A 21,139-nucleotide genomic window follows, 5' to 3' on the forward strand; every position below is an offset into this window, starting at 1 on the left:
GGTATTCAACCTTGGCTGTCTATTACCCGTTTTCGGTTACTATCATAAATCTTCTTTCTGGGAACAGCCGGTGTGTCGAGCTTGTAGTCCGGATGGTTCTCAATCAATTCTTTAACCGATACGCCATTTATCCGCAGACCGTCAATCAAGCAGTTTTCTATATTTGTGTTCACTAAATTTGAGTGATTAAATTTTAAGATCACACTCATTCATTGTCATGTCCCACCAGGCATTGCCTTCGACTTTCATATCCGTTAAGTTGCTTGCATGTACTGCCGAGCCACTTAAGTCAACGTGCTTAAACCATGTTTTTCATATTCGCATACATGACCGACGTTCCTTCGAGACTGACACTTTGGAAGTTAGAGTATGATAAGTCCCCTTCACAAAATCTTGTTCCACTCATATTAAATTGCTCAATGGACGAGTTAAGAAACTCGACTCCCTTCCATTGAATGTTCTCGGGTGAATCTTGTTTCTTTGAGCTATGTTCCATTTCAAACCGCCTCTACTTGTTTTTTAGTTTAAGCGCGTTATCTGACGGACTCGCCCGCCTGAATACGTTTGCGAATAATTCGTATTTGTCCTCTATGATTGATCTCATCTTCAAAAACATGAAACCACTTAAAATAGTTATTTACCGATCGGTTGCCTAAATGCGGTTCATTTTCAGATTGCTCCAGCCATTCATCCTGTAATTCGGACATTGACTTTAATGTCATGCTTCTCACATCATTGAATATTTCAATATAGTAGTTTAGAGGGTTGTTCTTTATTTCCTTTCTTCCTCTGTCCCCCAGCTGCAGCGCTGCATCCCATTGCTTATGTTCTGCCTCTGTCAGTTCCCTTTTTACGATGGTATTCAAATAATAGGCGTATTCGACTGCTGCAATATGTTTAAGAAGAGATCCAATTGAATTGGATTGATCATCAGATAAATAATCCAGTTGGGGAACACTTAAACCAATTACCGATTCGAGTGTTGTCCATCTTGCATAATTCATCATTGAAACCAATCGACTAATTTGTGGAGAAAAACCAGGCAGACTACCAATCATATACAGTCTCTCATAATCCATTATCATGAGATACACTCCTTTCCCCTCTTAAGCGGCCGAGAACCGCCGCAAACGCCATTGCGAACACAGCGCCGTAAAGCGCCAACTCCATGTCATGGTGCGCATCCCACTGATCGCCTTGGCTGCCAAGGAACAGTGCGCCTTTCTCAGGAGCCAGAATTAGCGCCACCCACATTTCAATAAGCTCATAGAACGCGCCCATCGCCAGAATGATGCACGGCACAAGCACATATGTCCAGCTTTTGCGGATCCGGACGACTCTGAGCATGAATTCGTGAACGGGATAGGCAATGAGCAGTCCGAAAGCGCAATGCACAATCCGGTCATAATGGTTCCTCTCATTATGAAATATCCCGTTTATCCACTTATCCACCGGCGTCGTATTATAAGCATAGTGCGCTCCGATCGTGTGTAATATGACAAATCCGATTATCATCAAATAAGACATATTGCTGAAGGAAAAGAGCCTGTAGGTAGAAACAAAGCCAGCGGCCGCCGCAACAACAAGCAGGTTTTCGAGCCACCAGTCAAATTGGTCGTATGGCCTGGCCGCCAGCAGCCCCCAAATGACCAAATATAAGATAATAGCTGCTTGAAGCAGCCAATTGCGCGCGAACGCCCTCTCACGCCGAAATAGGCTGGCATGAGTCCGGTTCAACTCCGGCATTTTTCTGTGACCCCCTCTTTATAATGGAAAAACGCCAGCTATTCGGTTATCGTTAACAAATGTTATTATCACTCATCCGCTATTCCAACGTAATCGTGTCGTGCAGGTGAGCCGTTACCGGGCCCTTAACTGGACCGCTCTTTTCATACTGCTCCAAGTGCCACGCACGCAGCACTCGCTCGTAGCCATTCTCGGCAATCCACTTATGCAGAAGCTCATACGTCTTGGATATTTGATTTACGCGTCCGCGGTGAACCGTAACCGCATAAGATTGCGGCGGAACTGTAATGGCTTCCATTTCCTGCGGAACGGAAACGAACTGCTCAACCTCGACGCATGCCCAATACCCGTCTTCTTCCGCCGACTCGTCGCTGACGAAGAATGCGCCGATGATCCGCTCCGGTTCGATGCGCCCCGGAATCTCTTCCAATCTGCGCGTTAACTCGGCGAAAGCACCCGGGATCTCCTCCGCATACTGTTCGCCGGTCTCGCATACGACCCGAATGCCGACGAGCTTGATCTCGCCAAGCGCCACAACCTTTACCTCCCGGTCATGCGTCGGGAAATAGATTTCGGTCACGCCCTTCGGCTGCAGCTCCTTATTGAAAATCTCAAACCGCGGTTTCTCGATATTCAAATTGTAGAGCGCCTGATTATCGATGCTGCAGAAGTAGTCCCAAAAGTCTGCAATATGCTTCTCCTCAAACCTGAACACCGCATACTCGTCAGCCTGGATGGTGTAGCCGACCATTCCCACCGGCACATCGGCAATGGCCGACACAGGCGCCGCCACAAGCAGACCGCCCGGTACAATCACCAGATATTCGTCCTCGCTCTGCAGATTGACGATTTCGGCACGCCTCTCTTTCAAATGCTCGAATAGAAGACGCTCATCCTTAACCCCGATCGGGCTTATGAAACCGACGAGTAGGGTTTCTTCAACCACAGCCGTTCTGACCTGCATGAAATGCTCCATATCTACTTGAATCGGCATATCCAGCCACCCCTTTCTTATTTTTAATGCTTTATTTAGTCCAACCAGCCTTCCAAATCGTTAACACTATGAATGTTGAACCTTGTTAACAGATTCCGGCAAAAGCGGCGAATACATCATCAGCGCATGATTCTCTGTTATATATTCATCGCCTGCGAGCTGGCCGTCCCTGCTATAGACGCGCCTGAAGAGCGTATTGTGCCGGACATAGCCGCCCCAATATTGCTGCGAAATCAGGTGATCCTTTTCGTACACTTCATACGTATGAAGCGGTTTTGTGAGAGCGCGCCATTCACCTGTCAACCGGTGATTCCTCACCTCCAGCTTCAGCTGATAGGGAGAATCTGTTCTGTTTGCAATCATGAGGTCCAAATAATTATAAGCGCATGTCGCGCCGCTGCCGAATGGCTGCGTCCGGTTGGAATCCGGGAACACATCGTAGCTGTGGCGGTGCCTTTCGACCACCGTGAGCGGTGTGTGGAGCGTCATCCAGTAGATCAGATTCGACAGCTGGCACAGGCCTCCGCCAATCCCCGGTTTGAACCCGCCGTAGAATAACACCATACCCGGAGCATATCCTTTTCGCCTGGTTGGATTTCCGATCAGTTTCCAGTAGGACATCGTTTCACCGGGCCGGATAATGAGCCCGTCCAGCCGCTTTACTGCCAACTGTAAATTGATCTCCTTGTTGTGCTGGAGCCACATATCAACGTCCTTCAGCTTTCGCAGCGTCGGCGTTTCATGCACAAATACAAGGTATGGATAGTCATCCTTTGCGAACGTTTTGGCAAATCTGATGCCGCCGAAACACCATTTTAGATACCGCTTCCATCTAAAAAAGGCCATTCCCGCCGCAAGTCGAACTTTCGACCGGGGTACCGGCTTCATCATCTCTCACCGCCTGCGAATACTACTAACTACTAACCGCTCCCGTCATAATTAGAAGCAGCCGATGTAAAAATCAGCCAAGAGGTTCCAATTTCTACTATACCAACGGATGAATAGGTTGAATAGTCGAATTCATTATTTTGCATATTGAATATTCCTCATTGACAATTAGAGTGCGGGAGAGTATAACAAGAATATTCCGAAAATTAAAATTCGCAGATGGGAACACGCGCATTTGAGTCATGGCAATCTCCAGAGAGTCGGCGTCCTGCTGAAAGCCGACGTTTGCCGCCTGATGCTGCATCCTCCCGAAGAAGCCGCGCCGAACAATTCCGGTCTGTGTATATGACAGCAATCCGGTGCACAGGTAAGCGCGGACGGAATCCGCCGTTACACGGAGCGCGTATGCTTGTACGCGACAAAGCGCCGAAAGCCTCTTTTTGATTTACGAGAGCGGACGGAAGTAGGGTGGTAACGCGAGATAAATCTCGTCCCTTATAGGGGCGGGATTTTTTTGTTATTCAGAAGACCTAACGATTGGGAATGACTAAGAGGAGAGAGGCTGATGGTAATGGCAAACGAATCAAGGAACTCTGCCGGCTATACGGTCGGGTTAACCGAAATCGCGCAAGCGCAAATGCACGTCAAAGAGGTGGCGGCCCGCACTCCGCTTCTGCATAACCGGGTATTGTCGGCCCGTTACGGCTGCAGCGTGCTTCTGAAAAGGGAGGATCTGCAGGTAGTCCGCTCCTTCAAGCTGCGCGGCGCCTATCATCTGATGAAGTCGCTGCCGGCCGAGAGGCTTGCCCGCGGCGTCGTCTGCGCCAGCGCCGGCAACCATGCGCAGGGCGTCGCCTATTCGTGCCAGGCGCTCGGCATACCCGGCAAAATCTATATGCCGAGCACAACCCCGCGGCAAAAAGTTACTCAAGCGGCCTTCTTCGGCGGACCCGACGTTGAAATTATCCTTACCGGAGACACTTTCGACGACGCGTTCAGCGAGGCGGTCGCCGCCAGCCGCAAGGACGACCTCGCGTTCATCCACCCGTTCGACGATCCGAAGATCATTGCCGGGAACGGCACGATCGGCAAAGAAATTATGGAGGCCGTCGAGGCCGCTCCCGACTTCATCTTCGTCACCATCGGAGGCGGGGGCCTGGCCGCAGGTGTAGGCGCCTATGTGAAAGCCGTATCGCCGGGCACGAAGCTGATAGGCGTCGAGCCGGAGGGTGCCCCGTCGATGCGGTTATCGCTCGATGCCGGAGAGGTGCTCACTCTGGACACCATTGATAAATTCGTCGACGGCGCCGCAGTCAAGCGTGTGGGCGATTTGACGTTCCGCATGTGCCGCGAGCTGCTGGACGATGTTGTGCTTGTTCCGGAGGGCAAGGCCTGCACAACGATGCTTGACCTGTACAACGAGAATGCGATCGTCGTCGAGCCTGCCGGCGCGCTGCCGATCGCCGCGCTTGATCTTTACCGGGACCAGATCGCCGGCAAAAGCGTTGTTTGTATCGTCAGCGGGGGTAACAACGACGTTGACCGGATGCAGGAGATCAAGGAACGGTCGCTTGTGTTCGAAGGGCTGAAGCATTATTTCATGGTCAACTTTCCTCAGCGTGCCGGCGCTTTGCGCGAATTTCTCGACGAGGTGCTCGGTCCGGACGACGATATAACTCGGTTCGAATATACGAAGAAGCATAACAAGGATAACGGTCCGGCGCTTGTTGGGATCGAATTGAAGCACCGCGGGGATTACGAGCCTCTTGTCGAGCGTATGCGCCTGAAAGGGCTGCAGTTTCTCGAGCTGAACAAGGATCCGCTCCTATTCAATCTGCTTATCTGAAATGACTTGCAGCTTGGGATTCATGTCCGAGCATGCGTAGAATTCGGGCTGCATAGGTTAAACTGATAGTGAAGCGTCCCAAGTTGTTCTTACACACCGTTTATGCGGCGTTCATTCCCGGTTTACAATTAGCCTATACACTCATGTCAGGAGGTGTGCCCCAAGATGACTGGCCTGACCGGAACGAAAAGCCCGAAGCTCATGATATTGTATGCCTCTTACGGCGATGGCCACCTTCAGGCCGCACGGGCCATCCGCGATGCGCTCGCGGACCGCGACATGGAGCAGACCGTTCTCGTCGATCTGCTGGCCGAAGCTCACCCGTGGATTAATGAAATGACACGCCGGGTGTATATGAAGAGCTTCACCCTGCTTCCCGGCTTATACGGCTGGGTATACGACCGCACCAAACCGATGAAGCACGATTCGCTGTTTGCAAACTGGCTCCACTCTTTCGGGCGCGACCGGCTGAGGCGAATCCTGCTGAGCGAGAAACCCGATGCGGTGATTCATACGTTCCCGCTGATGGCCATGCCTGCGATGAAAGAACGGATTGGGCTGCGGATTCCGTCCTGTTCCGTTGTCACCGATTTTGATCTCCACCAGCGGTGGGTCCATCCCAACATCGACCGCTACTATGTGCCCACAGAGGATATGAAGCGCGAGCTCATATCGCTCGGCATTCACGACGGCCGTATCTGCGTCAGCGGGATTCCGCTCAAGCGCGGGTTCCGCACGGTCACCCCGGACCCGGAGCTGCGCGCAAAGTATGGGCTGCCTGCCGGGAAACCGGTCGTGCTTATTATGGCGGGCGCCCATGGCTTACTCCCCAATATTAACGCCATCGTTGCGGCTCTCCTGGAACAGCCGGCAGTGACCGTCGCTCTTGTCTGCGGACGAAACGATTCGCTCGCGCAAACGATGCGCAGCAGTTTCGAAGGCCATCCCGAGGCCGACAGACTGCGCATATTTGGCTATATGGAACAGATTCATGAGCTGATGGCTCTGGCAACCTGCCTTGTAACGAAGCCGGGAGGCGTAACGCTGTCCGAAGCGCTGGCAGCGGGACTGCCTATTTTCATATATCGGCCGGTTCCCGGTCAAGAACGCAACAATGCACTGTATATGGAAAAAAAGGGCGCCGCCGTCATTACCTATTCCCCGGAACAGCTTTCTTATGAAATAATGAATCTAATTCACGATCCGATCCGTTTAATGAATAGCAAAAAAGCCATTCTGAGTCTGCAGCGCATCAATGCCGCGGACACAATCGCCTTGGACTTTTGCTCAAGCTTGCATATAATGGAAGGAGTGTCTTCCGTTGTCCCGCAATGATACGGGTCGCTTGAGCGGCCCCGTGCATGCACCCGGGAGCGGCATTTGCGAATAAGGATTAATAGGAGTGAGTTGTGATACGTAATCGCTGGTTCGCACAGGAAATCGTACTGCTTTCGATTATTTTGTTTTTCGTCGAATTTGTCCGCGGGGCTATGCTGATCAGCTTTCTTCCGATTTTCGGGGAAAAAACGCTCGGCCTAACGCTTGATATTATTGGCGTGGCGATAACCGCACATTATTTGATAGATACAGCGCTCAAAATGGCGATAGGCTATCTGCTGGACCGTTTCTCGATCCGTTTTGTCGTACATACCGGCCTTCTGGCATCGCTTGCCGGCGTGCTGCTGTTTCAATTCTCATTCATGCCGTGGATATTCATCGTAGCTGCGGCTTTATACGGAGTCGGCACTTCGCCGATCTGGATCGTCTGTCTGACGAAAGTGACGGAGGACCGGCGTGCTACGCAGATGGGTTTTCTCTATACAATCTGGTTCGTAGGTCTCGGTTCAGGTCCGATTGTGACCAATATTTTGCTCGACTACAGTACGCAAATCACTTATTATTTGCTGATTGCACTGTCCTTTGTCTGTTGGGGGCTCGCGCTGTTCATCAGCAACCGACAATCCTCTGCAGTGACATCACTGCCGGTGCGGGAGCAATTTTCCGTTCTGTTTGAGCGGCTTCGTCATATGCGGCTTCTGCTGCCCGGCATGGTGCTCCAGACGATGGGTGCGGGAATGCTTGTACCGATCCTTCCAAGCTTCGCCGAGGACCGCCTGGGCTTGAACGGCGCGCAATATTCGATGCTGCTGCTTGCAGGGGGCGTGTTCACTGTGCTTGGCCTTATTCCGCTGGGGCGCCTCTCGGACAAGCTAGGAGGGAAGAAATGGTTTCTTGTTATCGGCTTTGGCGGTATAGGGTCGGGGTTGTATGCGCTCGGCATGGCTCCGCCCCTATGGCAGAGCGTGCTGCTGGCAGGTGTGCTGGGTCTTTCCTATGCTGCCTTGCTTCCGGCTTGGAACGCTCTGCTTGCCAATTACGTGCCGCCGATGCAGCAGGGACTTGGATGGGGAATATTCTCAACGGTTGAAGGGATCGGCGGGATGATCGGACCGGTGGTCGGCGGGACGCTTGCCTCATGGTACGGACAGCCCTCAGTCATTTGGTGCAGCGCAGCATTTTATATCTTAATCGGATTATTCTACATTTGGTTTCCGTTCCGCGCATTCACGGATAACGCCAGTGGTGCAAATAAGCAGGGGGATTAGAAAATAATGAGTCAGTTCAACGATTGGATTCATCAGCTTAAACAGATTGATCTGGAACATCTGCAGCGCACGCTGAGAAGCTATTCGGCCTACGGTCCGCTGCCGGGTATATTTTTGCCTATGCTGGAGTCATTTTTACCGATACTGCCGCTGCTTGTATTCGTCGCAGCGAACGCTAATATTTACGGGTTTTGGCTTGGCTCTCTCTACTCATGGCTTGGCGTATGCGGCGGCTCGATCATTTTGTTCTGGCTTGCCCGCAAGCTCGGCCGACGCTTCGGCAGCTGGATTCGGAGACGGTTTCCGAAGACATCGCGTGTATTTGACTGGATTGAGCATAAAGGGTTTACCCCGATATTTTTGTTTGCGTGCTTTCCCTTCTCGCCTTCAGCACTCATTAACGTCGTTTCGGGTCTCAGCAACGTTCCGTTTCGCTCGTTCGTCCTGGCCATTACGCTTGGCAAGGCGGTCATGATTCTTAGCGTCTCGCTGCTCAGCTTCAACATCAGCGAAATCGCGCAGGAACCGTGGCGTCCTATTGTGACGGTACTGATGGTTGCCGGGATGTGGTTTGGCGGAAAGAAGCTGGAAGCACGCTACCAGACGAAGTAACTCCTGGGGAGGGCGGTGCCGCTTGAATTTGCGAAATGGAATGCTTCCGCTTGTAAGCGTCATGAGCGGCATCGCTACGGGAATCGTCCTGCTCTTCGCTACCACGCTCATCGGAGCCATGGTCTTTATCATTCGGCTGACGACTCAAGATTCGGGCAAGCACAAGGAGCTGAGGGAGTTCGTCGAAGCGCTGTTCGGAACTCCCTCACACCTTCGGCCCAGCGATGCCGGTGCGGATGAGCATAAAAGCGAGCGGCCCGTCCGGGCCGACGAGCCGTTCAGCGAGCCGTGTCCTGCTTGCGGCGAAACCGTAACGCACGAGCATGCCGAGTGCCCTTCCTGCGGGCTGCGGCTGCTGTAGTCCGGTCCTCAAGTTAAGACCTTTCGCACATAGTATTCTTCCTGCTGCGGCAAACTGTAGAAGTACTCAAGGTTGAACCCAAGTCAACCTTACCAAGACTTTTCTCAGGAGGCCACAACGATGTCGGGCGAACAACCTTCCAACAGGCAGCGCAAAGCGAGCCAGGCTCAATCTTTGGCGGACCGCAAGGGAACAGGCAAAGAGAAGGCAAGCGAAATGCAATCCGAAGCCGACCGCAGCGCCGTTCCCAAGCACGGGCTTTAACAGCCCGGATTCCGTGGCTGCGCCTATATAAGGAGGAAACAACAATGAGCGAAAAGCAGCGCCATTTCGAGATGGAACCAATGTCCGGCGAGCCGGTTGAGGTCGACGGCACCTACAAGAATGAATGGGGCCGCGAGGAAAAGCTCGAGCGCGGACAAGTGTTCCCGGCCGATCCGATGCTGGGAACAACGGAATGGGAACTGACCGAGCTGGACTTTGACAACCATCACAAAGGCCATACCGACCCGAGATTGGTTCCGAAGGCCGATGACGCCTCTAATGAAGCCAGTCTGAAGCATCCCCGCGGCCACATCGACCGCGGCGATAAATAAGCAAACGCCCTTTCCGTGCAGGTGATGTCTGCACGGAAAGGGCGTTTATTTGTACGCCGGAGCTCAAGCTTCCGCTCCGGATGCCGCTTCTTCTTCCCGCTCAAGAACTTGTTCGGCGACCCGGTCAAGTCTGCGGAGATGATAAGCGTATTCGAATATCGCGGACGCAACGAAGACAAGCCTCTTATGCTCGTCGGGGTTCTCGTTCAAATACGCCGTGATCTGCTTAACGAGCCGCGCTTCACGCGCTTCTTCCGGTTCGATGTCCGCGTTTGCTTTCATTTTGCCTTCGAGCTTGAGCAGGATTTGCTCGTGATACTTCGCCAGCTCCTCGATCAGCCGGTCAAATTGCTGAGCCCATTCCCCGGCTCCCGGCGCGGCAAAATAATGCTCCTCCACCACATCGAGCAAATCGGAGCCCTGCTGCAGCGCTTTGATCATCTGCTTGGACAGAAGAAGCTGTCTTGCACGGGCCAGCTTGCGCCGCGGCAGCAGCGAGCGCTCCTCCTCGAAGAGCACATACCGCTCGTCGAGCTTGCGAAGCGTTCCATGGAGCTTCTCCTTCTCCTCGCGGTGCACATCCTCCTTCATCTCGTTGGAGATGGCCATCCGCAGCAGAAGCGAGAGCTGGCCGTATGCTTCATGCACTTGTACAATAAATTGCTTGCGCGGGCGCGGCGGGTATACAAGCACATTGACCACGAAAGCGGCCGCCATACCCGTCAATACCATCGAGAAACGCTCCAACGCGAACAGCCATCCCTCTCCGGTCGCTTCCATGACGGCCACGACGGTCACGAGCGTAAGCCCGATCGTGTTCTCCATCCGCAGCCGGATGCTGATCAATATGACGATAATGCATACAAGACCAAGCGCAATGGGGGTGCTTCCGAAGAGCTTGACTGCAATGATTGCCACGACCGCGCCGAGCAGATTCGTTTGGAGCTGGTCCGTAACCTGCTGCCACGAGCGGGAGATCGACGGCTGGATCGTAAAGATCGATGCGACCGCCGCAATGATCGGTGACGGAAAGCCGAACAGTCCGCTCAAATAAACGGCTAATGCAACGGCCATGCCGGTCTTTAATACACGGGCGCCGATCGTCATGTCGTCCCAAGCACCTCCTCTTCTCCCGCACCCCGTGCAAGAAGCATCACTTCCGTCTCGGCCACCGGATCGCCATTGACAGTGAGGTGCAGCCGGTGAAGACCGGGATAATGTTTGCGGGTTGACAAATCCGTCCAGTCCAGACGCTTGCTTCCTTCCAATTGAGAGCCGGCGGCAACGGTCCGGTCAGTCAGCAAAAACCGTTTTTGCGAGACCCTCCCGCTTGCTTTTACATAATCGACCCCAAGCTCGATCCGCAGACGCTGCGGCTCGGTATCACAAAATACGAGCCGGTAGCGCAGCTCGGTGCTTCCGCCGATGAATGCGGACTTCTGCTGAGCATCAATGCGCGCCTCTCCCACAGCATCGGCTGCCGAAGCGCCGGAGTATCCGAATAAGGCCATTGTTACCGGGTCGGCTTGGCGGATCAGCGTCCGGCAGCCGCGGCGGACAATCCAATCCGTCAAGGGATGTTCACCGCTCCACCGCGCCGCGACATCCCGCACAATATCCGGATGGTCCTTGGCAATATCGTTTATATTGTTCGCCACGCTCTTTCGCACATAGAGCGACGAATCACATTTCAGCTGCTCCAATATCGGCATTATCGGACGAGGGTCCCGTTTGAACATCGTGAGCGCAGACGCCCACGGCAGGCGCGGCCGGCATCCTTCGCTGGCGAGACGCCGAACATGCTCGTTCTCGTGCTCCGCCCACTCGCGCATGCGGGCCATAGTCCGCTCCGTCTCTGCAACCAGAAACGGCCGAATTGCAAACTCCGACGTCGAACGGGCAGTAAAACGTTCCAGTGCCTCCATCGACCTCTTCCAATCACCCAGCCCGTTCACTTCAACAAAATCCGGGAAAAATATAAAGGGGAAGCCGACGCATCGCTCGTCGATCGCAAACAGTACATCCAGCGCCTCGGCGTAACCGGGCGGCAGAGTCGATCCGAGCGCCTCAGTAACGCGCCGGATCCTCCCCTTAAGCTCGAGCCGGTCCCAACCGTCCCCGACTACGAGCTGAACAAACCTTTCATCGTCGAAAGACGCCCATTCCGAACGCACGAGCGCCCCAAATTGCCGTAAGAACGGCTCGTCATACATCTCTTTCCTTGGTTCGGCCATCTGCTGCCATCGCCTCCTCAAGCTATTATAACTGAATATCCGGGCAAGCAAAAACAGCCGGCAACCGCTCTGCTTCCGCTGCGGTTACCGGCCAAGCGCGCATGAAGCTAGAGCGAGCTTTCTTCCTGCCGGTTCCGGTGGATCGGCGTGACTTTGGCCGCGCCGTCCGTTTCGAAGATGTCCGGAGGGGAATAGGGCAGTATGATTTCGAATGTCGTTCCGACACCAAGCCTGCTTTGCGCCCGAACGCTCCCTTGATGATTATGGACGATTTTATAGCTGACCATCAGACCGAGGCCGGTTCCTTTATCTTTGGTCGTGTAGAAAGGCTGACCGATCTTGCACAACTGCTCTTCGGGAATGCCCGGACCATGGTCGTCGATGCGCACGACGATCCGGTCTCCCTCCCGCTCGCAAGTGATAATGATTTTGCCGCCCTCGCTCATCGCCTCGATTGCGTTCTTGAGCACGTTGATGAACACCTGCTTGAGCTGATTCTCGACTCCTCGCACCCAGAGAGGTTCCTCCCACAGAGCCGATTCCATCTCAATGTTGTGCAGGATGGCCTGCGCCTCCAGAAGCGTCATCGTATCGCCTATAATATGCCGGATATCTTTATGGGCAAGCTCGTAAATCTGCGGCTTCGAGAGCATAAGCAGCTCGCTCACGATCGATTCGATCCGGTTCAGCTCCGACTTCATGATATCATAATAATTTTTCCCGTTCCCGTTTTGCCGTCCTGAAGCAATCAATTGCAAAAAACCTTTAAGTGATGTGAGCGGGTTCCGTATTTCATGAGCAATACCGGCTGCCAATTGACCGGCGACATACAGTTTTTCCGAATTGATAAGCAGCTCTTCATTTTTCTTACGCTCGGAAATATCCCGGATTATTACTTGAAACACCGGTTTCCCCGATAACCTCGTGCAGGTTTGGACCACTTCGGTATGGAGCATTTTCCCTTTCAATGTCATCCAATCCAGTTCGATCGGGGCTTGCCCTATACCCTGCTCAGTAAGTTTAAGCATCCGTCTCATGTCTTCATGGCATTTGGGCTGCAGATGCTGATAAATCGATATCCCCAGCAAATCCGTCTGGTAATCCGCTTCGAACAGTTGAAGACCCGAATCATTAATATATTCCCAGCGTTCGTCGCGGATAATAGCTATCGTATCGATTGAGTTCTCAACCAGCAGCTTATACCGCTCATTCATTGCATTGAAGCGCCGGTCAACGAAACGCGCGAGAAGGCTGAAGGCGAAAATAAGCAGTGTGGCAATGCCAAGTACCACGGAGAGCATCTTCATATAATCGTTCAACCGGTCCGACGTTAGAACGAAGCTGTATTCAACCGTGAACGCTGCAAGCCCAAGCAGCTGAACCGCACTGCCGGCCAGACCAAGCAGCATGCCGGGCAGAATCAGATAGGCGCCATTCTTACGCTCGAACAAATAGTAGGACCAGGAGGTCCCCAGGAAGCTGACGGTAAACGCAAAGAAAGCAAGCTGGAAATTTATATGGAAATTCTGAATCTGGCCACTCATCAGAGAAGAATAATTCAAGAAATTTGCTCCTGCGGCCATGATGATGCTGCTGGCCAGCAGCTTCAGCGAAAAGTCGGTTCTGGAACCAAGCAGGAGGAACGAGACATAAGCGCAAATCATTACCACCGCTACCTTGATGATTGATGTCCAGTCCATAATAATCATACTGTCTGTAGCCAGCAGCATGATAAAGTGGCTCATCCACAGCCCCAGCCCGTATACCGCGGCTCCGCTCAGCAGCCAATAATGGCGCAGCATCCGAACAAGCTTCAGATGGCCTATCATAATGTACATGGTAAAAGAAGCAAACAGATTAATAGCTAAAGCCAGCAGCAGGAATATCCATTTTTCAGTCTCGATCAGTTCGCTCATCTCTATCCTCATGACCTATTATTATATATTTTAATGTGACAATTTCGACATTTTTCCAGAAAAACCTTTTTTGAGCGACATGAAATCTCATTTTGAAATAGCGAAGCGGCACGTCTTTCTATCGAATCGCCTCTGAGGTATAATGAGAATCGCATAGAGAGTATTACATTAGGGAGAGGAAGTACCGATGGTGAAAATTTTAAAAGAGTTCAAGGAATTTGCGGTGCGAGGGAACGTGCTGGATCTCGCGGTCGGCGTTATTATAGGCGGAGCGTTCGGTAAAATCGTCACATCCATGGTCAACGACATTATAATGCCTCCTATTGGCAGGCTGCTCGGCCAAATGAATTTCGCCGACTTGTATTTAAGTTTGAATCCGGAAATAACAGAAAAAGGTGGGCATGCCCTCTCATTGGCAGCTGCGAGAACAAACGGCGCAGCCGTAATTGCGTACGGCAGCTTCATTAACGTAATTATCGATTTCACCATAGTGGCATTCTGCGTTTTCCTTATCGTGAAAGGGGCGAACACGCTGCGGCGTCTCCAAGCCAGCAATCCGGAGGATACGGCTGAGCCTACCGAGAAGGTATGCACTTACTGCTTGTCCAAAATTCCGGTGAAGGCAACAAGGTGCGCCCACTGCACGTCGCATTTGACTGATGAACCCGAAGGCGTCCAAGAGGGGCTGTCGTAATATGAGCGGCCGCGGTCTTGACCGGCCCCGGGAGGAGCGCTTTGATATCTACGACGCCGCGGGCAAACCGATCGGCACGGCTTGCCGCAGCGAGGTTCACGCCAAAGGCTATTGGCACCGCTCGTTCCACTGTTGGCTGATCCGCCGCGAGGGAGACCGCCGGCTCGTCATGTTTCAGCAGAGGCAGACGGATAAAGATACCTTCCCCGGCCGCTTCGACATCACCGCCGCAGGTCACCTGGAAGCAGGCGAGACCATGCGGGAAGCGGTTCGGGAAGTGGAAGAAGAATTGGGGGTATCGGCAGCGTATGATATGCTGATCCCGCTTGGAGAAACGCGAAACGAAGCTGAAGGCAGCGCAAGAGGTGTCCCTTTCATCGATCGCGAGATCAGCGAGGTGTTCGGTTTGCTTTACGATGGCCCGCCCGCTTCACTCCGGCTGCAGGCCGAGGAAGTGGCCGGCGTGTATGAATCCGAACTGGAAGCGATGATTGATTTGTTCGAGGGACGGCGCAGGACTGTGACAGCAGCAGGCGTTTCTTTATGCCCGGAAGACGGGTTAAAGGAGGCTTCGGTGCAAGTGTCGGCTGCCGACTTTGTGACAAGGCCATATGCTTACTATGCAGGCGTGTTTCGCGCTTTGCTGCGGCATACATAACCGGACGCCTTGCTGCGTCTGCCTCTGCGGCGCGCCGCCGCCCGCCCGCCGCACGGGCAGCCCGAGCTCTTTTATCGGAAGAACGGCCGTTTATGCGAACCCCCATTGCACGTTCCCACTGCTGATACCACTGGTCGATCATCCCGTGAATATTGTAGAACACCGTACTCCGCGTGGCTATGTCAAAATCGTTCAAGTCCGGCTCGCGGAACAGCCTTGCCGCCTCCTGGTGGAGACACCCGTGTAAATTCGATCTCTCCAGAAATAAGCCAAGCTCATCCGCCGAGCGAAACGATTGCGGATTGTTACGAATTCGCATCTCCGCCGACATGTCGTAGCATGGTGCGCGGCGAATAGGCTCGGGCACTTCCTGCCAGGGCATCACCAGCTCCATGTCGTATCCCTGTTGTTCGTACCAGCGCAGCGCTTTGGCGATATACTGGCGATGAAAGTCCAGAAACATTCGGCCGTAGCCAGTGGGCAGCTCGGATGGATCGTTATGATGATTTACGTGATGCCAGTGCCTGTGCTCATCGAGCAGCGCGGCCGGAAAATTTGGAATGGCCGGCATTATCTATCCCTCCCGCCGTTTACCTGTTTATTGACATTTTATGCTAAGCCCCCTCTATCCGTGCCGTTCGCCCTCCCGCTTGAAGCCCTGCTAATCGACAAAAAAATCCGCCGCCGCACATTGGCGACGACGGACTCCGGCGGAACAGGTGAGCTGCCCGCAAACGATTACAGCAAGTTCGCGCATTGACCCTGTGAAACACAGATATCAAAGGTAATGCGAACGTCGCAGCAATCTCCGAATACACAGCTGATGCGAACGCAAGATAATCTGCCCTGATGGAAGAAGCAGACTACATGACAGTTCGGTCCAATCAAGTCTTCAATTACTTTCTTGTTTTTGCAGCGGATAGCGCGGACGAGTGCGGCAGCGACTCTCTCATCTTTCAGCATGCAGAACAGGTGGCATAGATCTTTACCGGCATCCTGGATCCCTTCAACCGCGCCATCCTTTTTCTTGCAGCATTCGGACGAAATGCGCACGCTTTTGCGGCTATTACGAACGACCTTGACATTTTTGAATTTCATTTTTGCTGACAATTTGATCCTCCTCCTTTCAGACGAGCTTACATTAAACTATGAAAAGGACCTGCACTTCGTATGGTCGGTATTTCCCGCTCATTCGCATAATCTGAATCCCGCCGGATATCCGCAGGCTGATGCCGCGGCTGACGGATGCCCTATTAAATTGGGAAATACGTATGCTAAAATACCCCGCCGGCGCTTCCGGCGAGGACACATACTTGCGGCTGAACATTAAAAAGCGCGGCTCCCGTGACCGAGAACCGCGCTGTTATTGGTTATGAATGGTGCTGGTGAAGGGAATTGAACCCCCGGCCTACGCATTACGAGTGCGTTGCTCTACCCCTGAGCTACACCAGCAATCTCTCGTCGCCGACGCGACTTTTATAATATATCTCAAAAACAAATAGGAAGTCAAGACCTTTCTAGCGGGGTTTTTTTCATATTTTGTAACGATTTATAGACGGATAGAAGGCTGCCGGGTGCAGGTAAAATTGGTATTGAACTACCGTGCTTTTGTTCTATTCTGTTCTTTTCTCCAGCCGTTCCGCTTCCGCCTTGGCCGCAGGAGGCCGCACGGGAAGATGCAGCGTGAACGAGCTGCCCTTCCCCTTCGCGCTGCGCAGTGTCAGCGAGCCCCCGAGCAATCTTGCGAGCTGCAGACTGATGGAGAGACCAAGGCCCGTCCCGCCGTATTTCCGGTTAATAGCGCCGTCCTCCTGCCGGAATGCTTCGAATATAAGCTGCTGTTTGGCTGTATCAATACCAATTCCGGTATCGGTTACCGTGAAAGCAATCCGCTGGGGCGGGTGCGGCCTGGTCGCAGGCCGCCCCCAAGAGGCGGGGTTCCAATTGCGGATCCGGCGTCTCCCGTGAGGGCCGGGTTCGACGGTAGGGGAACCCCCTTCAAGCCGCACAATAAGCTTGACAGAACCCTTCTCGGTGAATTTGAAAGCATTGACGAGCAAATTCCGCAATATCTGATTGACCCGCAGCGCGTCGGTTTGCAATGTGTCGGGCGCAGAAGGGGTGATTTCCGTCTCGAACACAAGCTTCTTCTGGTCTGCGACCGGAAGAAACTGCTGGTAGAGCATTTGTACGAGATCGTGCAGGGAAACAGGCTCGAACGCGATGTCCATCTTGCCCGCTTCCACTTTCGACAGATCCAGTATGTCATTGATGAGCTGCAGAAGATCGTTTCCGGCAATATGAATGAGGTCAGCGTAACGAAGTTCTTCGCCTTCAAAACGGCCCTCTTCATTGTCCAGTATAAGCTGCGAAAGCAAGATAATACTATTAAGGGGAGTCTTAAGCTCATGCGACATATTGGCCAGAAATTCGGATTTGTATTTGGATGCCAGCATCAGCTCGCGCGCTTTCTCCTCCACCTCGCGCTTCGCTTGGCGCAGTTCGCGCGTTTGCCGTCTAAGGAGCATGTTCATCGTCCGCAGATCGTCTACCAGCTGCTGCTCCTTCTGAAAATCGCGAATGATAAAAATGAATAGCCCGCTGAGAAGCACCCTGAGCGGGAACGCATAAAAGCCTAGGTCATGCCATAGACGATATTGCGGCATTACGTTTATGATCTGGAACGATACTCCTGCGCCTATGGCATCGACGGCATTTATTCCAAATACGACTATCGTCGCCTTCCACAAAAAGCGCCAATTGACACGTTTGAGCCATACGTTTAGTCCCATGCCCGCAAACCCGATTACAACCATCATCAGAAAGCCTGACCAGCCGGTCGCGTCGTGGCCCATACACAGCCGTCCGACCCCTATTCCAAAGCCGATTATTGCGATGGCCGATGGATTTGGAAAAACGAGCACAGCTACGATGACCGGCACAAATCGCAGATCGAGCAGGTTGATGTCCTCTACCTTGAAGCCGAATATCATAGCCAGCCATCCTGCAGCAATAAATACAGCTACCGTGATGCCGTATTTCATTTTGACCGATGTATGTTGGAAGATATATTTATAGCCCAGGTTGAACAGGTACGCCAATGCAATGAGTAGACTGAGATTGGCGAAGAAAGCTTTGATAATCGTCAAGCGCGACTCCTCCTGCCATAGGTCCGGCTGTAACAATTTCCTAGTTTGATTGTACATCAGCTCCAGTCGTTCTTTCCATATCTCCTTATGTGCAAATAAGACCAAAATTTACGATATTCAGGATAACTGACTACGTTCCTGCCGAAAATACGCTTATGGTCATTACCCTTTCTTACACTCGCTGACACATGACGCCATATTGTCATGAAGACGTACTATAAGGGTAATTAGAATTGTTTACATTTAGCCGGATTGGAGGTACTACGAAATGATGACGTCGATCACCTTTAAGAAACGCTCTGTTCCCGTTCACTATTCTTCGGGGCAAAGGCACTGCCTTGAGCTGCTTCACCGCAAGCTGAAGGAAATGGATTACAACTTCGATTTCTGCAAAAAATGGCGAAGGATCGCGTCGGTCGAGCTGGTATACGATGTCGCGATATTACAATACAATGACGGTACAAAGCTGTATCTGGAAGTTTGTTGACCACTCTTACCGGGCCATTCTGCCCGGGTTGCCGGTTCGGCCCGCGCGCATAACGGAAAGCAAACACGCCAGCACCATCAGAGCTGCCATCACCCAGAATACCGTATGCAGCCCGTTAATGAAGCCCGATAATGATTGAGCGGGATTCTTCAGCCCGACCTGCGTCCCCGAGAAAATCGCCAGCATCGCCTCCTTGGGAATGCTGTGAGTTACAAGCGGTATTGTAAATGCGACGCTGAGCATCATGCCGAGATTTGCTGTGAGCGACCGTATACCTGACGCTTCGCCGCGAAATTTGGGCCCGGCTGCGTTCATGATGCTGCTCGAATTCGGCGAGTTGAATAGTCCGGATCCAATGCTCATGAGAGTCATCCACAGCGCCAGCTGCCAGTATGGTGTATGCAGCCCCGTATCGAGCGCGAATCCCACAAGCCCAAGAAAGCTGAACACAATGCCGAAAGTCGCCGGAGCTGTCTCCCCATAACGGTCGCCGAGCCAGCCGGCGATCGGCGAAACGATCAGCAGACCCACAGCCAGCGGAATAGTAAGAATTCCTGCCATTAACGCGTCATACGAAAGCGCGCCCTGAAAGTAAAAAATGAGCATAAACATCACTGCCATCCTTGCAAGGCCTGTCAAAGTCGCGGTGGTAATTCCCAGGGAGAATACAACATTCCTGAACAGCGGAAGATGCAGCAGCGCCGAAGGATGGCGGTTCTCGATCCGCAAGAACAGTGGAAATGCAATTAGGAAAGCCACGAATGAGATGTAGACCACAGGGGAATCCCACGCTTGAATCGGCCCCCAAGTGAGCCCCAGCAGAAGCCCGGTCATGAAGATCATATAAAGCACCGACCCCGCCGCATCGAACTTTTTGGCTGCGCCGCCGGTCTTGACATCCTTCATCCCCATCGCCCACATGCCCCACAGGATGGCGAGTATGCCGAACGGAACGTTGAACCAGAATGTCCACTGCCAGCCGTATACCGTTGTCAGCCAGCCCCCAAGCACCGGCCCGATAATTTGTCCGACAGCGACGACCATGATATTGACTCCAAGCGCACGTCCGAGCTCCTGCTTCGGAAAAGCGTCGGCGACGATCGCCGTGCTGTTAGCCATAACCATGGCTCCGCCAATTCCCTGCAGGACACGAAATATGATAAGAACCGGCGCGCTTGAAGCGAATCCCGAGATTAACGAGAATACCGTAAATACGATCATACCCCACATGTACATTCTTTTCCGCCCGAAGCGATCGGCCAAACTGCCCGCCATCAGTACGGCGACGGTCTGAGCCACCATGTAAGCCAGCATAATCCACATCGCCTGAAGCACCGATGCGTGAAGGCCTTTAATCAAATCGGGCAGCGCTATGATCAGGGTGCTGAAATTGAGCGCAGAAAGCAAAGCGCCTAAACTGGTTACCGATAGTATCCACCATTTTCTGTCATTCATGCCGCTTTACCTCCGATTCTTGATTTGGCACCGGTGATTTTATTGACTCAACCTTGTCCAGACGTTGCTGGAACCGGGCCTTCATCTCCTGCATGCCGGCTATCTTCTCTTCAATTAATCTTATTTGCCGGTTCAGCAGCGCCGAGGCCTCGTCCAGCAAGCCGGTGCGGTTAACGTCGGATGTTTCCTGCTGGTAAGACTGCCGGATCGTCGCCAATTGCTCATCAGCATCCATGATGGAACGAATCTCCTGCAGGGTGCAGCCGAGTACGTTTTTCAATCGCAGAATGTGCTCCATTTCCACGATGACCTCTTCCGAATAAAGACGGTGGCCGCCGCTTGTCCGTTCCACATTACGCAGGAGTCCGATTTCTTCATAATAATGGAGCGTACGAGCGGTAACGCCGAGACGCTCCGTCACTTCCTCCATGCTGCGCTTCTTGTCGTTCATTCCATCCCTCCTTTGCTTTGAGTGATAATTGCTTAATCCTATTTCTTTATTATATACCTAACGTTAACGTAAGGATACGTTTTTTTAATCCGATTGGCAAAAGCAAGAAAGAGGCTTTCCGCTGCAGTTGGATACTGCTTTCGGAAAGCCTCTTGAATGATTCGCATGAGGTATATTATAAGTTTTTCTTATTTTCTGATAAATTATAGGACTTGGGAACCGAGCATGCGCTTGATATAATAATGTTTCGAGCAATACCCTTTACTGAGGGTGCGCCTCTCGCATTTCACCCATTGACAGGTAGTAGGATGAGCAGGCTGGCGGACTTTGGTCACTATCGGGTCACCATGCCTTCTCCAACGTTGATGGTGCATCGCGCACATATCTTTCGCTTTGACAGGCTTATCGCAATTTTCGATTTGACAAATTTTCATGCGGGTGTTCCT

Annotated in this window: 22 protein-coding genes and 1 tRNA gene; 11 read left to right on the forward strand and 12 right to left on the reverse strand. The window is 52.6% G+C overall.

Features of this window, described 5'->3' with window-relative positions; genetic code table 11:
- Positions 1 to 533: 533 nt before the first annotated feature.
- The 4 genes from KZ483_RS27185 to KZ483_RS27200 all read right to left on the reverse strand — a co-directional run bounded on the left by KZ483_RS27185 (position 534) and on the right by KZ483_RS27200 (position 3,628).
- Positions 534 to 1,085 (reverse strand): DinB family protein, encoded by a 552-nt coding sequence (locus KZ483_RS27185; protein WP_258881457.1) that lies wholly within the window; start codon positions 1,083 to 1,085, stop codon positions 534 to 536.
- Positions 1,069 to 1,746: a DUF2238 domain-containing protein gene (locus KZ483_RS27190; protein ID WP_220350606.1), complete on the reverse strand. Its 678-nt coding sequence runs from the start codon at positions 1,744 to 1,746 to the stop codon at positions 1,069 to 1,071. Before KZ483_RS27190 ends, KZ483_RS27185 begins: the two co-directional genes overlap by 17 nt.
- A 79-nt stretch (positions 1,747 to 1,825) precedes the next feature.
- Entirely contained in the window at positions 1,826 to 2,740 is a 915-nt protein-coding gene (locus KZ483_RS27195) for a GyrI-like domain-containing protein (protein WP_258881458.1), read from the reverse strand.
- A gap of 66 nt (positions 2,741 to 2,806) precedes the next feature.
- Positions 2,807 to 3,628, reverse strand: a complete 822-nt coding sequence (locus tag KZ483_RS27200) for a VanW family protein (RefSeq protein WP_220353724.1) — start codon at positions 3,626 to 3,628, stop codon at positions 2,807 to 2,809.
- A 571-nt stretch (positions 3,629 to 4,199) separates the two neighbouring features.
- Here KZ483_RS27200 and ilvA point away from each other — a divergent pair.
- From ilvA to KZ483_RS27235, 7 genes are all read left to right on the forward strand, one after another.
- Positions 4,200 to 5,474, forward strand: a complete 1,275-nt coding sequence (gene ilvA, locus KZ483_RS27205; protein WP_220350607.1) for a threonine ammonia-lyase IlvA — start codon at positions 4,200 to 4,202, stop codon at positions 5,472 to 5,474.
- 165 nt (positions 5,475 to 5,639) lie between these two features.
- Entirely contained in the window at positions 5,640 to 6,809 is a 1,170-nt protein-coding gene (locus KZ483_RS27210; protein ID WP_220350608.1) for an MGDG synthase family glycosyltransferase, read from the forward strand.
- 74 nt (positions 6,810 to 6,883) lie between these two features.
- On the forward strand, positions 6,884 to 8,080 hold the full coding sequence (locus tag KZ483_RS27215; RefSeq protein ID WP_258881459.1) for an MFS transporter: 1,197 nt from the start codon (positions 6,884 to 6,886) through the stop codon (positions 8,078 to 8,080).
- Positions 8,081 to 8,086: 6 nt separating this feature from the next.
- Positions 8,087 to 8,692 carry a TVP38/TMEM64 family protein gene (locus KZ483_RS27220; RefSeq protein ID WP_220350609.1) on the forward strand — a complete coding sequence of 202 codons (606 nt, stop codon included), beginning with the start codon at positions 8,087 to 8,089 and terminating at the stop codon, positions 8,690 to 8,692.
- A gap of 22 nt (positions 8,693 to 8,714) precedes the next feature.
- Entirely contained in the window at positions 8,715 to 9,053 is a 339-nt protein-coding gene (locus tag KZ483_RS27225; protein ID WP_220350610.1) for a hypothetical protein, read from the forward strand.
- A 120-nt stretch (positions 9,054 to 9,173) separates the two neighbouring features.
- Positions 9,174 to 9,317 carry a hypothetical protein gene (locus KZ483_RS27230; RefSeq protein ID WP_220350611.1) on the forward strand — a complete coding sequence of 48 codons (144 nt, stop codon included), beginning with the start codon at positions 9,174 to 9,176 and terminating at the stop codon, positions 9,315 to 9,317.
- 44 nt (positions 9,318 to 9,361) lie between these two features.
- Positions 9,362 to 9,649, forward strand: coding sequence for a transposase (locus KZ483_RS27235; protein WP_220350612.1), 288 nt, complete (start codon positions 9,362 to 9,364; stop codon positions 9,647 to 9,649).
- Between the two features lie 63 nt (positions 9,650 to 9,712).
- Here the strand turns inward: KZ483_RS27235 and KZ483_RS27240 are convergent, their stop codons facing one another.
- From KZ483_RS27240 to KZ483_RS27250, 3 genes are all read right to left on the reverse strand, one after another.
- Positions 9,713 to 10,756: an FUSC family protein gene (locus tag KZ483_RS27240; protein ID WP_220350613.1), complete on the reverse strand. Its 1,044-nt coding sequence runs from the start codon at positions 10,754 to 10,756 to the stop codon at positions 9,713 to 9,715.
- Positions 10,753 to 11,883: a DNA alkylation repair protein gene (locus KZ483_RS27245; protein WP_220350614.1), complete on the reverse strand. Its 1,131-nt coding sequence runs from the start codon at positions 11,881 to 11,883 to the stop codon at positions 10,753 to 10,755. The genes KZ483_RS27240 and KZ483_RS27245 overlap by 4 nt, the downstream gene beginning before the upstream one ends.
- A gap of 107 nt (positions 11,884 to 11,990) precedes the next feature.
- Positions 11,991 to 13,799, reverse strand: a complete 1,809-nt coding sequence (locus tag KZ483_RS27250) for an ATP-binding protein (RefSeq protein WP_220350615.1) — start codon at positions 13,797 to 13,799, stop codon at positions 11,991 to 11,993.
- A 187-nt stretch (positions 13,800 to 13,986) separates the two neighbouring features.
- Here KZ483_RS27250 and mscL point away from each other — a divergent pair, with 187 nt between their 5' ends.
- The 3 genes from mscL to KZ483_RS27265 all read left to right on the forward strand — a co-directional run bounded on the left by mscL (position 13,987) and on the right by KZ483_RS27265 (position 15,911).
- Positions 13,987 to 14,493 carry a large conductance mechanosensitive channel protein MscL gene (gene mscL / locus KZ483_RS27255; RefSeq protein ID WP_220350616.1) on the forward strand — a complete coding sequence of 169 codons (507 nt, stop codon included), beginning with the start codon at positions 13,987 to 13,989 and terminating at the stop codon, positions 14,491 to 14,493.
- A gap of 1 nt (position 14,494) precedes the next feature.
- Positions 14,495 to 15,151, forward strand: a complete 657-nt coding sequence (locus KZ483_RS27260; protein ID WP_220350617.1) for an NUDIX hydrolase — start codon at positions 14,495 to 14,497, stop codon at positions 15,149 to 15,151.
- Positions 15,152 to 15,596: 445 nt separating this feature from the next.
- A complete protein-coding gene (locus tag KZ483_RS27265; protein ID WP_220350618.1) occupies positions 15,597 to 15,911 on the forward strand; it encodes a hypothetical protein in 315 nt (104 codons plus the stop codon).
- Here the strand turns inward: KZ483_RS27265 and KZ483_RS27270 are convergent.
- From KZ483_RS27270 to KZ483_RS27280, 3 genes are all read right to left on the reverse strand, one after another.
- Positions 15,890 to 16,249 (reverse strand): hypothetical protein, encoded by a 360-nt coding sequence (locus KZ483_RS27270; RefSeq protein ID WP_220350619.1) that lies wholly within the window; start codon positions 16,247 to 16,249, stop codon positions 15,890 to 15,892. The two genes, KZ483_RS27265 and KZ483_RS27270, sit on opposite strands and share 22 nt — an antisense overlap.
- A 279-nt stretch (positions 16,250 to 16,528) precedes the next feature.
- A tRNA-Thr gene (locus KZ483_RS27275) sits at positions 16,529 to 16,603 on the reverse strand.
- Positions 16,604 to 16,764: 161 nt separating this feature from the next.
- Positions 16,765 to 18,300, reverse strand: a complete 1,536-nt coding sequence (locus KZ483_RS27280; protein ID WP_220350620.1) for a sensor histidine kinase — start codon at positions 18,298 to 18,300, stop codon at positions 16,765 to 16,767.
- 268 nt (positions 18,301 to 18,568) lie between these two features.
- Between KZ483_RS27280 and KZ483_RS27285 the strand changes: the two genes are divergently transcribed.
- Positions 18,569 to 18,787 carry a hypothetical protein gene (locus KZ483_RS27285; RefSeq protein WP_220350621.1) on the forward strand — a complete coding sequence of 73 codons (219 nt, stop codon included), beginning with the start codon at positions 18,569 to 18,571 and terminating at the stop codon, positions 18,785 to 18,787.
- Positions 18,788 to 18,793: 6 nt separating this feature from the next.
- Here the strand turns inward: KZ483_RS27285 and KZ483_RS27290 are convergent, their stop codons facing one another.
- Together KZ483_RS27290 and KZ483_RS27295 are read right to left on the reverse strand one after the other, a co-directional pair.
- On the reverse strand, positions 18,794 to 20,242 hold the full coding sequence (locus KZ483_RS27290) for an MFS transporter (RefSeq protein WP_220350622.1): 1,449 nt from the start codon (positions 20,240 to 20,242) through the stop codon (positions 18,794 to 18,796).
- Positions 20,235 to 20,693, reverse strand: a complete 459-nt coding sequence (locus KZ483_RS27295) for a helix-turn-helix domain-containing protein (protein ID WP_220350623.1) — start codon at positions 20,691 to 20,693, stop codon at positions 20,235 to 20,237. The genes KZ483_RS27290 and KZ483_RS27295 overlap by 8 nt, the downstream gene beginning before the upstream one ends.
- Between the last annotated feature and the right edge of the window lie 446 nt (positions 20,694 to 21,139).

Source organism: Paenibacillus sp. sptzw28 (genome assembly GCF_019550795.1).
GTDB lineage: Bacteria > Bacillota > Bacilli > Paenibacillales > Paenibacillaceae > Paenibacillus_Z.